The 14,325-nt window shown below is 45.1% G+C and carries 10 protein-coding genes; 1 reads left to right on the top strand and 9 read right to left on the bottom strand.

Features of this window, described 5'->3' with window-relative positions; all coding sequences use genetic code 11:
* Nucleotides 1-48: 48 nt before the first annotated feature.
* Nucleotides 49-1,965, top strand: coding sequence for a glycoside hydrolase family 127 protein (locus AC07NA_RS14475; protein WP_494898563.1), 1,917 nt, complete (start codon nt 49-51; stop codon nt 1,963-1,965).
* A gap of 103 nt (nt 1,966-2,068) precedes the next feature.
* Here the strand turns inward: AC07NA_RS14475 and AC07NA_RS14480 are convergent, their stop codons facing one another.
* From AC07NA_RS14480 to AC07NA_RS14520, 9 genes are all read right to left on the bottom strand, one after another.
* Nucleotides 2,069-2,938 (bottom strand): DUF808 domain-containing protein, encoded by an 870-nt coding sequence (locus tag AC07NA_RS14480; RefSeq protein WP_494898256.1) that lies wholly within the window; start codon nt 2,936-2,938, stop codon nt 2,069-2,071.
* A 334-nt stretch (nt 2,939-3,272) separates the two neighbouring features.
* Nucleotides 3,273-3,830, bottom strand: coding sequence for a biliverdin-producing heme oxygenase (locus AC07NA_RS14485; RefSeq protein ID WP_494898257.1), 558 nt, complete (start codon nt 3,828-3,830; stop codon nt 3,273-3,275).
* A gap of 56 nt (nt 3,831-3,886) precedes the next feature.
* Nucleotides 3,887-4,585, bottom strand: a complete 699-nt coding sequence (locus tag AC07NA_RS14490; RefSeq protein ID WP_494898258.1) for an HmuY family protein — start codon at nt 4,583-4,585, stop codon at nt 3,887-3,889.
* Between the two features lie 144 nt (nt 4,586-4,729).
* On the bottom strand, nt 4,730-7,087 hold the full coding sequence (locus tag AC07NA_RS14495) for a TonB-dependent receptor (protein WP_494898259.1): 2,358 nt from the start codon (nt 7,085-7,087) through the stop codon (nt 4,730-4,732).
* A gap of 17 nt (nt 7,088-7,104) precedes the next feature.
* On the bottom strand, nt 7,105-8,316 hold the full coding sequence (locus AC07NA_RS14500) for a hypothetical protein (protein WP_494898260.1): 1,212 nt from the start codon (nt 8,314-8,316) through the stop codon (nt 7,105-7,107).
* Between the two features lie 25 nt (nt 8,317-8,341).
* Nucleotides 8,342-9,376 carry an SGBP N-terminal domain-containing protein gene (locus tag AC07NA_RS14505; protein WP_494898262.1) on the bottom strand — a complete coding sequence of 345 codons (1,035 nt, stop codon included), beginning with the start codon at nt 9,374-9,376 and terminating at the stop codon, nt 8,342-8,344.
* A gap of 31 nt (nt 9,377-9,407) precedes the next feature.
* A complete protein-coding gene (locus AC07NA_RS14510) occupies nt 9,408-10,583 on the bottom strand; it encodes a hypothetical protein (RefSeq protein ID WP_494898263.1) in 1,176 nt (391 codons plus the stop codon).
* A gap of 35 nt (nt 10,584-10,618) precedes the next feature.
* Nucleotides 10,619-11,515, bottom strand: coding sequence for an HmuY family protein (locus AC07NA_RS14515; protein ID WP_494898264.1), 897 nt, complete (start codon nt 11,513-11,515; stop codon nt 10,619-10,621).
* 186 nt (nt 11,516-11,701) lie between these two features.
* Nucleotides 11,702-14,044, bottom strand: a complete 2,343-nt coding sequence (locus tag AC07NA_RS14520; RefSeq protein WP_494898265.1) for a TonB-dependent receptor — start codon at nt 14,042-14,044, stop codon at nt 11,702-11,704.
* Between the last annotated feature and the right edge of the window lie 281 nt (nt 14,045-14,325).

Raw genomic sequence — 14,325 nt, forward strand, 5'->3', positions numbered from 1 at the left:
GCGCAATCATAGCATACCATTACACCTTTAAATTTAAGACAGGTAAAAATTGACGATAGTTTTTGGTCGCCCAAGCTTGATGTTTGGCATAAGCAAACCGTTTACGATGTACTGGATAAGCTGGAGGGCAAATACGAGCCCGATAGAGAAGACTTGATCAAAGAAAAAGCCGAGCGCGGAAGCACCCGTAACGCCTTTAAGAACTTCGACCTGGTGGCCGAAGGGAAAAAGAACATAGGTACAAGTGATGGCCCGCCATGGTATGATGGTTTGGTGTATGAAACTATCCGTGGAGCGGCCGATCTGCTGATCGCCTACCCGGATAAACAACTGGAGCAAAAAATTGACGGCTATATTAAACGGATTGCAGCAGCACAAGCTGCCGATCCGGATGGTTATATCAACACCTACACCACCCTCAACAAACCTAACCAGCGCTGGGGAACAAACGGCGGCGACGACCGCTGGCAGCACGACGTGTACAACGCGGGGATGCTGGCCGAAGCGGGGATACATTATTACCAGGCTACAGGCAAAACCACATTGCTAACGGTAGCTGTAAAAATGGCCAACTATATGTGTAAGGTAATGGGTGATGCACCTAAGCTGAATATAGTACCTGCCCATGCAGGCCCGGAGGAAGCTTTCTTTAAAATGTACCTTCTTTTTAAAACCAAACCTGCACTGGCCGCAAGTTTGAAAACACCTGTAAAAACCGATGACTACTACAAACTGGTAACCTACTGGATTGAACACCGCGGTAATTACAAAGATGCCGACGGTTCGCGCGAAAGGGCAAGCTATGGCAGTTACGATCAGGATCAATCATCAGTATTTGAGCAGAAAACCATTGAGGGGCATGCGGTAAGGGCTACCCTGCTGGGCACCGCCATTGCAACCATAGCTAATTATAACCACGATGCCCGCTACGCCGAAACAGCTAATAACTACTGGAACAACATGATAGGCAAACGCCTTTTCATCACCGGCGGACAAGGCGCTATCGCTAACGACGAAAAATTTGGCGATGATTATTACCTCCCCGAATCTGCCTACCTGGAAACCTGCGCGGCCATAGGCGCGGGCTTCTTCAGCGAGCGGATGAACGAACTACAGGCCGATGGTAAATATATGGATGAGTTTGAGCGGGTGCTTTACAACAACATACTCTCGGGTGTATCGTTGGATGGCCAACACTATCATTACGAAAACCCGCTGATCACCGACAAGCATCCTCGCTGGGTATGGCACAGCTGCCCTTGCTGCCCGCCGATGTTTTTGAAAATGATGGGCGCGCTGCCTTCGTTTATTTATGGTAAAGATAATAACGGCATTTATGTAAACCTCTTTATAGGCAGCACAGCCAATGTAGCATTGGGTAAAAACAATGTCAGCATAAAACAAACTACAGCATATCCGTTCAACGGAAAGATACAGCTACAGGTAAGCAGTACACAGGCTAAAGCATTTAACCTGAATATCCGCATCCCCGGCTGGGCACAGGGCAATGAAAACCCTTTCGGTTTGTATAGCTCAACTAAGGCAGGTAATGTTAAGCTGACCATCAATGGCAAGCAGGTACCGTTAAATATTGTAAAGGGCTACGCGTCGGTTAACAGGGCCTGGAAAAAGAACGACCAGGTAACCCTCGAACTCCCTATGCAACCGCGGGTAGTAAGTCCGCGCATAGAGGTGGCTACACTTAAAAACAAAGTAGCCCTTGCATCAGGGCCACTGGTGTATGCTTTGGAAACTACGGATAATACCGACCTGAATGCCTCCAGCTTCAGCAATGCCACCACATTTAAACCAACATACGACGCTAAATTATTAGGCGGCACCCAAATCATTGTTAGCAGCAACAATGGCAATACCAAAACATTTACCGCCATCCCTTTTTACACATTGGGTAACAGGGGAACATCGGCTTATAAAGTTTGGGTAAGCAACCCGAAGCAGGATTAAAACTCGGAGTATTTATTTAAAACAGCAGAAGCGGCCATAAGCCGCTTCTGCTGTTTTGTTAAATGGTGTTATGTTTTTTTAAACCCGGCGAACGTTATAAGCACTATGCACGTGGGCTTAATAAGGAATATACTTTCTTCCCTCCTGTAAGTATTGCTACTACAACTAAACCTGCAATAATACCAATGGAAAATTCTTTAATTATTGAGGGTACCGCAGGTAGTAAGTGATGCAGGTAGTCTATATTGTGTGTAAATATCCCGCCCGAAACCAGGATGAGGGCAATAGTGCCTACAAAGGCTAAAACTTTGATAATAATGGGTAATAGCTTAACCAACAAGTTACCCACGCTTGATAGAAAGCCTTTATTATCAGCGTATTTAATTAGTTTATAGCCGGTATCGTCCATTCTTACAATTAAGGCAACTATACCGTATACGCCAATTGTTGCCAAAATTGCAACAGCCGAAACAGTTATGATCTGTATAGCCAGGCTTTTTTCTGCAACAGCACCCAGTGCTATAATTACAATCTCTACAGACAGAATAAAGTCGGTTGTTACCGCCGATTTAACTTTTGCTTTTTCGGCCTGATCATCATTCTGATTTTCTACAATCACCTTTTGCCCGGGCTTGGGGTGATGAAAAAAATATTCGATTATCTTTTCAACGCCTTCATAAGCCAGGTAAAACCCTCCGAGAACGAGTATGACCTTGATTGCTACCGGGAAAAACACATTCAGCAATAAAGCTATCGGCACAATAATAACTTTATTAATTAATGAACCCTTGGTAATGGCCCACAGCACAGGCAATTCCCGCGAAGACAAGAAACCGGTAGCCTTTTCGGCATTCACGGCTAAATCGTCGCCCAATATGCCTGCGGTTTTGCGTGTTGCTACTTTGGTTGCTACTGCTACATCATCCATTAAAGCAGCTATATCATCTAAAATTGCAAAAAAACCTGAAGCCATATTTTTATTTTAATAGTATTGGCCTAACATATAAAATATGTTTCGGTTTCTTGTTGTTAAATTTTAATAGGACAAGCAATGGTTGATTTATTTCCATTATGATATCATACATTATCATAATTAAATGTTACCGGGGGAGGTAAATAGATGTAAGATTGGGTGTTACCATCCGGCTGAATGTGGCCCAACTACAATTATACAGCAAGGCTATATAAAAAATATAAGCCCCGCTATAAGTGGCCTGTCAATACATAACATTCTTGCGTACCCTTATTATTCAGGCACAAGAATGTTATGCAATGGTGAAGCCGGTATTTACAGGGAGCTTTTCAGTTTAGGCTAACTTAAATTCAAATACGTCGGAGAAGTTGGCGAAGGTTTCGTTTGCCGTGTTAATGGCTACCGCCTCATCAGCTTCAGTACTTGCCGCATGGTTTAATACATCGGTAAATGTTGCCCACATACGGCCGGTATCTTGTCCGTAACCTGAGAAAAACGAAAAACCTTTATCAATACCACCTTTTTGAAGCATCTGTACAATGTACGGGCCGCCCATGATAGAGCCTTCCATAACGTATAGCGCGCCAAGGGCTTCAACAACGTTACCTATCTGCGGAACAACTACCGGCGGCAACTCGTTTACATCAGCGCCAAGTTCTTCAATATCATTTTTAATATAAGCCGAATCACGACGGGTAGCATAATCAGGAAGTATATCTGCTGTTACATACGGGCGTATGGCATTTTCTAATGCATTGAAATATGCATAAAAGTGTTTCAGTACATCTGCATAATCAGCATTGCTACGAACAGCTTTTAGTTTTAGTACCACTTTTTTCTCCAACTGTTGGTGCGCACTTTGAGTGGCTTCTTTAATTTTAGTGCTAAGCATATTTATTAGTTTGGTTTGTTTTCAGTTTAATTACGAACGGCATTAGCCGGTCTTTGTTATTTCGTTTTAAGGTTCCGGCTTCCATCCTCCTGTACAAAGTAACGGAAAGTTAAATAAGGCGCGGGCCAGTAAAGATCGGTAACCGCGGGTGGATTGCCCTTGTATACATTGATGAGCTCCAGTTTGGCAAATTTACCTGATGTAAGCTTAATAATGTACGTTCTGTTTTTAAGGGGCTGCATAATGTGCGTACTAAGCGTATACCTATACCAACCTGCCGAACCTTCAGCCTCCGACCGGCCGATCACGCTAACTCTGCTCTGCGTAAAGGCGTCATCGCCCGGTGCTTCGGTTACTTTATCGTAGGTGTTATCTACCTTAACTACGGCATTGGCAGCAGGCCCTTCGTAGCCGGGGTTTACCGCATCGCTTCCGTTATTGGCATACACCTCACTGTTATATAATCCTGTAAAGGCGATATCCCAGTCATTTGTTTTTAAATACTTGGCCGAATCTGCTTTAGTTTTGATCCATATCTGCTTTTGATCCTTAAACCGGAACAAAAAGATATAGAACGGGCGTTGCTCCTTCCCTGGTATATCCTCCCCTAAAGATGCCTCGGTATCGCCCGCCAAATCTGTTATCACGGTGCTTTTACCATCCTGCAAAAGCGTGTTCGGACTAACATCATTTTTTTTGCACGAACAGAATGCCAAGGTTGCCAGCAGTAGTGTTATAGTTATTTTGTTTTTCATTGTTGGCTAAAATTGAATCCTATCCGGATATTATTTTTAATCAATCTAAATAAGACGCAAATATCGTTTCCATTTCTTAAAGAAGCGTATGCAATCCGTTTTATTTTGTATGCTATCCGCTTTATTTTGCGCGAATCAATAAAATCAACGCAGGTTATACGATACCCCCGCGAAGAATAGCCGCCCCGGTTGTGATGGTACTTTCTGGTCTACAAAGTCGAGGATGTTCTCTACTGTTAACCTAACGGAGATTGTTCTGTCCCTGAATTTTTTTTCCAGCCCGGCATTCAGCAAGTAATGATTTCTCACAAACGTATCGAAACGATCCATATAGCCATTGCTGTTCTTATCGCTGAACGGATAGGTTCCGCGGTAGCTAACCCTTACGTTTCCGCTTAGCTGCGTTGGCGCATGGGTATAAAATATCCGGCCGTTAAACATGTGTTTCGAGCGGTTTTCTATCCCCCAGTAATCACTTGCCGTTGGCTGATAGTTCACCACCCCGGTGTTAGGATCAAACAGGGGCGCGTAGAATTTCCCTCCCTCCCTGATCTCATCCATAACGCTGCGGTCTTTAGCGATCAGGTACTGATATCCGCCGCTGATCTGCAAGCCCGGAAGCGGTGTAATGGTCAAAGACACATCCGCACCTTTGTAATATGCCCTGGCATTGTTGCGGTACGAGTAAATGAGGTTACCATTAATATCCCGCCCTATTAGTACCGGGTTAATCTGGTTGATAATATCATGATAAAAAACGCTGGTTTCAGTCCTGATCAGTTTGTCTTTCGACTCCCAGATCAGTCCCACGTTGTACGACTTGCTCATTTCGGCATTCAGGGCTAATCCCTTTATCTCGTTATATACGCTTTCCAGTTCGTACTGGCTCACTTGTCCGCTTGCTAATAAATTATTGATAGTATTACGCAATACGTTGGTACCCACCATCAGGTAATTATTTGACGGATTGTATGACGTTTGGAAAAGCTTGCGCATATCAGGCGCTTTAAACGCTGTACCATACGCTGCCCGCAATACAAAGCCGCCGAAGAAGTTATATTTCAGCGCCAGGCTCGGGTCTAAACGCCAGCCGTATTTCAGTATATGGTCGTACCGTAAGCCGCCAATGGCTTCCAGCTTTGGTAAAATATGCCAGTTGGCCTGGCTGTAGCCAAAGTAAGCCTTAATATTATTTTGATCGCTCAGGATGTTTTCGTCGATACTTTCAATGATACCGCCAATTCCCGTAATTACATCTAACTTGTTAGGGATGCTGTACGCCACCTGCTGCTCTAAACGATTAAACAACTGGCCGAACTTGTTTTGGCTCAGGCTATCACCCTGCGACAGGGTAACGCTCATATCGGCATTGTAGCGGGTAAGGTAATAGCGGGTCATGCTACGCCACCGATTGCTGAAGCGATGTTCAAAATTAGTGCTCAGGTTAATGTCCTTCTCATCCAATACATCCTGGGTTTGATACTTTACGCCAAAATCTTTACTCATGAAACTGCGGCGCAAGCCAAACCTGCCCATTACCGAAAGCAGGTTATTATCGTTAAACTGGTAACGGAACCTGCCCTGTACGCCATAGTTATCATAAGGCGGCGCTGTGGTACCTTTAATTAAACCCTGGCTGGTATTAAACCCGCCTGTATGGTAATAATTGGTATTAAGGGCAACACTCCCCTTTTTGTTTAGGATGGGTGTTTCGCCATCAAGCGATACGTCAACGGTTTCGTTGGTGCCATAGCTGGTTGCCAGGTATCCTCTTGGCCGGTCTACCTGGTGTTTGGTGATCACGTTGATGGTACCACCTAAGGCGTCGCCGCCATACAGTAATGAGGCTGCACCTTTGGTGATCTCTATACGTTCAACATTACTTACGCTGATCCGCGACAGATCAAAATTGCCGCCATTACGGCCTACCAGCGGCTGCCCGTCTATAAGCACCAGCACATACTCACTGCCAAAACCCTGCATTTGCACCCCTACGGAACGAGCCCCGCCGGATATATCATTTACAATGGCGATACCGGTTTGTTCTTTTACCACTTCATCCAACCTGCGGCTCCCCATCAGTTCAATGGTGCGCTTGTCGATAATAGTAACGGGCATTATGCTGTTCTCTACCTTTATCAGGGTTTCGGCATTACGGTTGCCCTGCTTTTGTGTGCTTACACTTACAGCATTTAACTGATTATCCTTTTTTTGCAGCGTAGCATTAAGCACCTGGTTGCCTGCCGTAAGGATTAGGGTATCAGTAAAAGTATCGTAGCCAATATGTTTTACGGTAACTATGGTTTTGCCTACGGGCAAATTCTTCAGTTCGTAAACACCTTTGTTGTTACTGCCTGTTTTAGTGTTGCCTGCGCTAATGGTAGCGCCTTGTATCTCCAGCCCTTCGCTATCGGTAACTTTACCGTGTAAAACCGCCTTTTGCGCGGAGGCCTGTGTAACAGCAGCAATAAAAACACCTAAGCAAAGGAGTAGTTTCTTCATGTTCGGCATGTTGTTCATTAGTCCTTTGTTTTCAAATTACGGCTTCCGTCCTGCTGTATAAAATACCTGAAGGTGAGGTATGGCGAAGGCCAGTTCCTGTCGGTAAGTACTTCGGGCGCGCCTTTGTACATGCTGATGAGTTGCAGCTTACCGTACTTGTAACTGTGCTCACCGGTGTTAGCATCAATAGTTTCCAACCGCAAATAAAACGCCCGGTAAGGCAATGGTTTGGCAATAAAGGTTGAGCCTAACTCATACCAAGGGTTCACCCCCGGACCAAACTCTGACGAGTAACCGATTTGCAGGAAATCCGCAGGGCGATTATCAAAAAACAGGTCTTCGGGCGCTTCGTTCATAAACTCATAGCCGTACTCGTACATGATCAACGACGACCTTGTTATAGGACTGCCCGCTCCCGGGCCCGTTTTTGCACGGCCGTTATTTAACCATACAGTACTGTTAAGTTCGCCGGTAAAGGCAATATCCCAATCGGCCGTTTTCAGATACCTTGCAGAATCTGCCGCGTCGCGGATGAACTGCTGCCAGCCATCCCTGAAACGGAACAAAAACATGCTGTACCTGCCTGCCGCTTTTCCGCTTTTGCTGTATTCTATCTGTACAAAATTGTTGTTCTGGTTATAGTTGGCATCGTTCACCATCAACTCCCAGGCTTTGCCGTTGTAGCGGTAAACCCGGTTATTGTCGTTATCACGATAAGCCCAACCCTGCTGCGGGTTTACCGGCGGGGTTGCAATGTATCCCCGCCAGTTCACAAAAATGCTATCATTTGCAGCTATACCCCTATTGCCATCAATCCCCATCTGGTACCACGCGTTGCTGCGATAAATGTAACGGTAACCATCGGCGGTATTCAGGTAGGCATCGTTATTGGCAACCATACCCGGGTGACTTGCCGCGTTGGCCAGCCATTTGATATTGGCCTCGCTGTTACCATCCACCCCTACCGCGGCATTGATAATTTCGTTACCGCGGGGCACAAAACGGATAGAATCCGTCCAGTTGGCGGTGTAATAACGCTGGCGCAAATACAGGTCGCCGTTGGCGTAATTATCATCCCAGCCATCGGTAGCCAGCGTGTCACCAGGCAGGTCGTGTACTACCGTGCTGTGGCCGTCATCGTAACTGGGCCTTGGGTCTTCCAGCTTATAGCAGGAGTACATAAGGCACAGCAGAGCGCATAAAAAGGTATAGCTGATTATTTTTATCATCAATATAAAATATTATATAATGCGGCTACTGTACAATTGTACCGGTAGTGCTAAGAAACCCGCGCAGGTAGTATGATGAAAACAAAGCTTCGGCCGGCGGTGCCGATTTATAAATGAACCGGTACTGTGTCATGTACTCACCCTTGTATTTATCAAGGTTAGGCAGGGTGATCTCTACCGTGTTATCGCCTTTAACAACCCCATCTCTGATCTCTACTATCTCAAATGTTTTTGAAAAATATAACCGTATATGATCAATGTTCCTTGCATGATAGTAGCTGGCTACCTTACCACCGTAATTATCGCTCATGGTATAATTAATGGTGATCTTATCGCCCGAATGTATAGGCTGACCATCTTGTACCAGGTTAGAGGATTGAGTAATGTTGGTAATAGGCGGCGTAATGAACCTAACATCAAAGCTTTTGGCTATACGGTTACCGGCTTTAACAAATAATTTGTGCATCCCGGTATCCTGCTCGGCAGAAAAATCGGGCAGGGTGGCACGCATGCCGTAATTGGTGATGCTGGCACGATCAACGGTTAAAGGTATTTCCACACCATCAGATACCCTTTGTAAATAAGCCTGCAACTGCGAGGCATCGGTACCCGACAGGAAATACTCGCCAAAAATGGTCATCTGGTTAGTTGTTAACCATGTAATTGGCCCCGAAGCGCTTGAAATTATTGGCGTAGGCAAACCAACTAACGGGTTAAGCTTGTATGTTTTAACATCACCGTTTTCGGCGGTTACCGTGTAAACAGTGGTTTTGTTGAAAGGTACCGCAGTACCCGAAGCAGGACTGATGGTCGCTTTTCCGTCAATTACTATTTTAGGTGTAATGGTTGCCGGAAGCGCTACATCAGGGCTCCAGTTAACGGTGATACTATCACCGCTTATGAAACATTTAGTAGAGTCGCCGGTGGCGTTCAATACAGTGAATACCTTAATATCATTATAAGGGCGTTTTTGGTATTCGTACTCAGTTTTTTTACACGATGAAAGGCAAAGCCCGGCCAAAAGTATCAGCAGTGGAAGTACGCTATATATTTTTCTCATTTTTTCTTTGAATTGTGATTGAATAAAAGGGTTATTGTTTTGGCTTGATCTCGAAAGGCGCATAAGGCATACCGCCCAGCAAATTGGTATTACCCCAGGCCGTGCTGTTAAAATCAAAATAGATCCCGAAGCCGGTGTATTGTATCTGGCCCATGCCAGATCCCATATTCACTTCGTATATACCGGCCGGTATCACTTCAGGGAATATGAACTTGATCTCTGTACGGTTCTGGCTGATGATTTGCAGGTCAATTTGTTGAGTAAACAAATCTTCAGGGAAATTTGCCGGACGCGTTACCAACCATGATTTGGCAAGTATGATGTATGCACGGGCAACACCTGTATTTACACCGCTGCTGGTAGCGTTTTCATTTGGCGTGGCCAATTTCATGGTAACCGTATCACCTTGTGCTAATGGCTTAGGTAAAAAACCAAAGAAAGGTTTGGTATAAACAAGGTGAATGGTAGGCAGAGTATCTTTACGGCCCTGGTGCTCTGCAATAATGTAATAGTAACCACTATCGGTACTGGCAGATATATCGGCTGTTATGTAGTGCGTTTCAGGGTTGCGGGCAACTAATTTAACTGTCAACGCGTTAGGTACCGCTACATTGGTTTGCTTGTTTACCAGCGTAAGCTTCGCCGTATTAGCGCTCGATTCGAGGTTACCAAAAATTGTAATACGCGAATTAACCGCCGCTTCCTTTTCAGTTACGTCGTCCGCTATTACATTACCATTGGCATCCCTGGTTACAAAATAACCCATTTTAAGCGCGTCTTTATAAGGGGCTATCCTGGTGATGAGTGTATACTTGCGAATGTTGTTCTTATCATCCTTAACCCTGTAGGTATAACCAACGGTATCAAAAGGAACAGGGTCAAGGTTTTCCCTTACATCTATGCTGTTACCCTGGGCATCAATAAGGGTAGCGCCATCGGCAAGTTTAATTTCAGGTACAATTAAATTGATGCTTAAATAATAAGGCACTTCAACGGTAATGGTATTATCTATATCATCAACCACGCCATTAATAGCTTCAGGGGCATTGGTTACCCGGTAGGTTGTAATGCGGTTTACGGGATCTTGCTCATAAGGTACTACCTCCTTCTTTTTACATGAGGACATCAGCATACCCACGCTTGCAACCAATGCCACCAACGGAAGGGCAAAGGTTTTATAATTGTTTTTTAGTTTAGATTTATTCATCTATTTGAAGATTTATATTTAAAGAATAGTTCATTTTATTTTTCTACGATAACCGTACGGGTGCTCAAATTCACCGTCATAGGTTTTCGGCGGGCAATAAACCCAAAGCGCTTTTCGTCGGCCTTTACCACCATGTATCTTAAACTGATGGCGTAACCTTTGCCCCTGTTCATCTCAAAAGGATCGATGGTATTTTTGTAATAGCTCAGCATTTCTACCTTGGCGTAATTGCCCTTTGCCGTTCTTACCAGCAGCGTTCGGCATTTGGTTGAATCGCCATTAGTAGTTACCGGGAAGGCTTTGGCAAAGTCTTCCGACAGGGCATACATCATGTGGGCATATTTGGCGGCTTCTATCTGAACGGCCGGGTCGTAACTGCTGTCAGAGTACCCTACCACTTTATCAGGCCGGAATATGTTGCCAAAAAAGGTGTAGGCCACATGGCCCATCGGCTCACCGAAAAAGCCTATGGCATCCAGGCCCGAACGGCCGGGTACTTGAAACTGGCTATCGTCGGGTATTTCGGTAACGGTACTGTAGGGCTGGTTAGTAAGGATGATACCTCCTACTGATGCCGAACCATAACCCAAACCGCTTACCTTACCGTTATTACCGGCAATTTCGCTGCGCGAATTGCCATGAAAGGCCATATCCCAGCGGTTGGTAGTTTTATAGGAAATACGTACCGATGAAAATTTTTCGAGGCTGAAATACAGCGGATCTTCACTATCTAAGGGCAAATCACCGGCAGGCAGGTTATCGCCCAGGTTACGGATCAATATCTCCCTGCTGAATACCGAATCGCTTGGCGGGGTATCGGGCTGAAAATCGGTTCCATTTAAATCGTAGGTTTTTCCGCATGAGAATAGCAGCAGGGCGATAGCTGCCGGTAACGCGAATTGCCTGAAAAATTTGAGTATATTTTTATTCATTGTATCTTTTGAAGCTTACCTGTCTCCCCCATTTTTATGGTGCTTGGGAAGATGATAATGTGGCTCGATTTAAACGCTTATTATTTTTAATTAATCTAAATAAGAATAGTGCAAATATCGTATCCCTTTTGGAAATACAGGTATGCAATCCGATTTATTTCGTATGCAATCCGATTTATTTTCGCCTTAATCCTTAAAAAAACGGTAATTAATACCTGCAAGAATTACCCTGCCCGGCTGTCCAGGAATAAGCGGATCGGTATAACCCATAATGTTATCGGCAGTAATACGAAGGGTAAGGTGCTCTTTCATCAGGCGTTTTTCAACAGCCATATTCCATAGCGCGAAACCGCCTACAAAGGTGTCATACCTGTCAATAAACTGGTTGCCGTTAGCGTCGGCAAACGGGTATTTACTGCGATAGGTGAGCCTGCTGTTGATGCTCATATCCCAGGGCGCGTATACATAAAACACCTTAAGGTTTGCCATGTGACGCGAGCGGTTCTCTATACCGAAATAGGATGACGGCGTTGGCGGGTATGAGTTACCCGTTTTAGGATCGTGAATGTTTTGGTTATAAGGATAGTTACCTTTTTTAATACTGTCTACCACGCTCAAATCTTTCGCAATCAGGTATTGGTAACCTGCTGATATTTCCACATCCTTTAGCGGCCTTATTGAAAAGGATGCCTCTATACCCTTGTTAACAGCTTCGGGCAAGTTTTGGTAGGTGTATATAGGGCGGTTGCCGTTGCCGGTAGCTACCTGTATAGCGTTTATCTGGTTGCGCAAACGGTGGTAAAACACACCGGTTTCCACCTTGAAGTTTTTTGATAGCTGCCATTCCGTACCTGCATTGTACGAGGTATTTTGTTCGGCTTTCAAATTGCCAGTGAGCTGGTTATACAGATAGCTCCGAATCTCGCTGATCTCCCCCTGGGCACTAAGCGTTTCGATAGTTTGACGCAACACCTCATTGCCCACTACAAAATAATTGGCAACCGGGTTAAAGAATACTAAATACCTGCTCTTAAAATCGGGGGCTTTAAAGCCCGTGCCTACTCCCGCCTTTAGTTTCAGGCTATGGGTGAGCTGGTAATTGAAACCCAGGCTTGGGTTAACACTACCGCCAAAGCTATTGGTAAAATCATATCGGAGGCCTGCTGTGGTGGTCAGCTTATCTGTTGTGCGCCAGTTAGCCTGTGCAAAGACAAATCCTGTTTGCACGTCATTAGGTGAAGTTTCGCCCATGTTCGACATTTGCTCTATGCCGTATCCCACTCCGCCGGTTAAGTTAAGCAAGGTATTTGGCTGGTACGAAAACTGCTGTTCAAAACGGTGCAGGCGCTGCACAAAGGTATTATCGGTAATGCCGGTGCCTCCCTGTAGCCATGAGAGGTTAACGTTCGAATCAAAATTGGTGAAGTAGTAGCGTGTTAAACCCCGTAGCTTATCGTTAAACCGGTGGTCGAAACTTGCAGAGAGGTTTATTTCCGCTTCATCCTGCGTATCGCTTGATATGATGCCCAGGCCAAAATCTTTGGTCATGAAAGATTTCCGTAAACCGTACCTTCCCGTAAGCCCGATGCTGGAATTTTTACTCACCTGAAACTTACCCCTGCCCTGAAAGCTATAATTATCATAAGGCGGAGCGGTAGTACCGTTCAGTATGTATTGGGGGTTAGTATTGAAACCATCGCTATGATAAAAATTGCCCGAAATATTTACATAGCCACGGTTATCGGCAAACGGGGTTTCGGCTTCCAGTGTGGCATCGCTGATATTGAGGCTGCCGTACTGATAATTGATCGATGCCTGCGGCTGCGTTGCGCCGTAACGGGTAATAATGTTGATGGCGCCGCCCAAAGCCTCGCTACCGTACAGGCACGATGAAGCTCCCTTTATAATTTCTATTCGCTCAATGTTTGATACACTGATACGCGAAAGATCTAAACTCCCGTTGTTGCGGCCCAGCATGGGCTGGCCATCAATAAGCACCATAATATAATCGCTGCTGAAACCCTGCATTTGCACACCTACCGAGCGTGCCCCGCCGGCTATGTTATTCACAATGGCCATGCCTGTTTGCTCTTTCAGCACTTCATCCAAACGACGGCTGCCCATTTTTTCAATGGTTTCGCGGGTGATCACCGTTACCGGCATGGCACTGTTTTCCGCTTTAATGAGATTATCAGGCGCATTTTGGCCCTTGGCTACTATGTCTACCTGCTGCAATTCATCATTGCTTGCCTTAAGGGTATATTCCAATACTGCCTCTTGCCCTTTTATATTGATCTCGCCGGAATACATTTCGTACCCTACGCAGCTGATCTGTACACGGTACAAGCCGGTATAAACCCTTTTCATGCTGAACCCGCCTTTGCTGTCTGTTTCCGTAAGGTGGTTATCCGGCGAAAGTGAAACGGTGGCACGGGCAACAGGCTCGCCATTTTCGTTGAGCACCCTCCCCTTTATCGAAACCATATCCTGACTGTAAGCACCTGATGCTAAAAAGAGGACGGCGAACATCGTCAGTAATATGCGGGGTAGATTATACAAGCTCGTATTATTTTTAATCATTCTAAATAAAAACAGCGCAAATCTCGCATCTACAATTGAAATCCTTGTATGCAATCCGATTTATTTCGTATGCAATCCGATTTATTTTGCGCTGAAATGGCGGCTTGTATGTGCCTGATACACCTCACTATAAGAGTACCAATCGACCATAACTAAACACAAAAAACTGATATACAGATAATTAATCAACAAACACAAGTACTCACCTCCCGAATGAGGAACAATGAAAT

The sequence above is a fragment of the Mucilaginibacter sp. GW821-FHT07G05 genome (genome assembly GCF_059418565.1).

Coding starts and splice junctions, on each gene's coding strand:
- AC07NA_RS14480 (WP_494898256.1), bottom strand. CDS start 2,938: ATGGCTTCAGGTTTTTTTGCAATTTTAGATGATATAGCTGCTTTAATG.
- AC07NA_RS14485 (WP_494898257.1), bottom strand. CDS start 3,830: ATGCTTAGCACTAAAATTAAAGAAGCCACTCAAAGTGCGCACCAACAG.
- AC07NA_RS14490 (WP_494898258.1), bottom strand. CDS start 4,585: ATGAAAAACAAAATAACTATAACACTACTGCTGGCAACCTTGGCATTC.
- AC07NA_RS14495 (WP_494898259.1), bottom strand. CDS start 7,087: ATGAAGAAACTACTCCTTTGCTTAGGTGTTTTTATTGCTGCTGTTACA.
- AC07NA_RS14500 (WP_494898260.1), bottom strand. CDS start 8,316: ATGATAAAAATAATCAGCTATACCTTTTTATGCGCTCTGCTGTGCCTT.
- AC07NA_RS14505 (WP_494898262.1), bottom strand. CDS start 9,376: ATGAGAAAAATATATAGCGTACTTCCACTGCTGATACTTTTGGCCGGG.
- AC07NA_RS14510 (WP_494898263.1), bottom strand. CDS start 10,583: ATGAATAAATCTAAACTAAAAAACAATTATAAAACCTTTGCCCTTCCG.
- AC07NA_RS14515 (WP_494898264.1), bottom strand. CDS start 11,515: ATGAATAAAAATATACTCAAATTTTTCAGGCAATTCGCGTTACCGGCA.
- AC07NA_RS14520 (WP_494898265.1), bottom strand. CDS start 14,044: ATGTTCGCCGTCCTCTTTTTAGCATCAGGTGCTTACAGTCAGGATATG.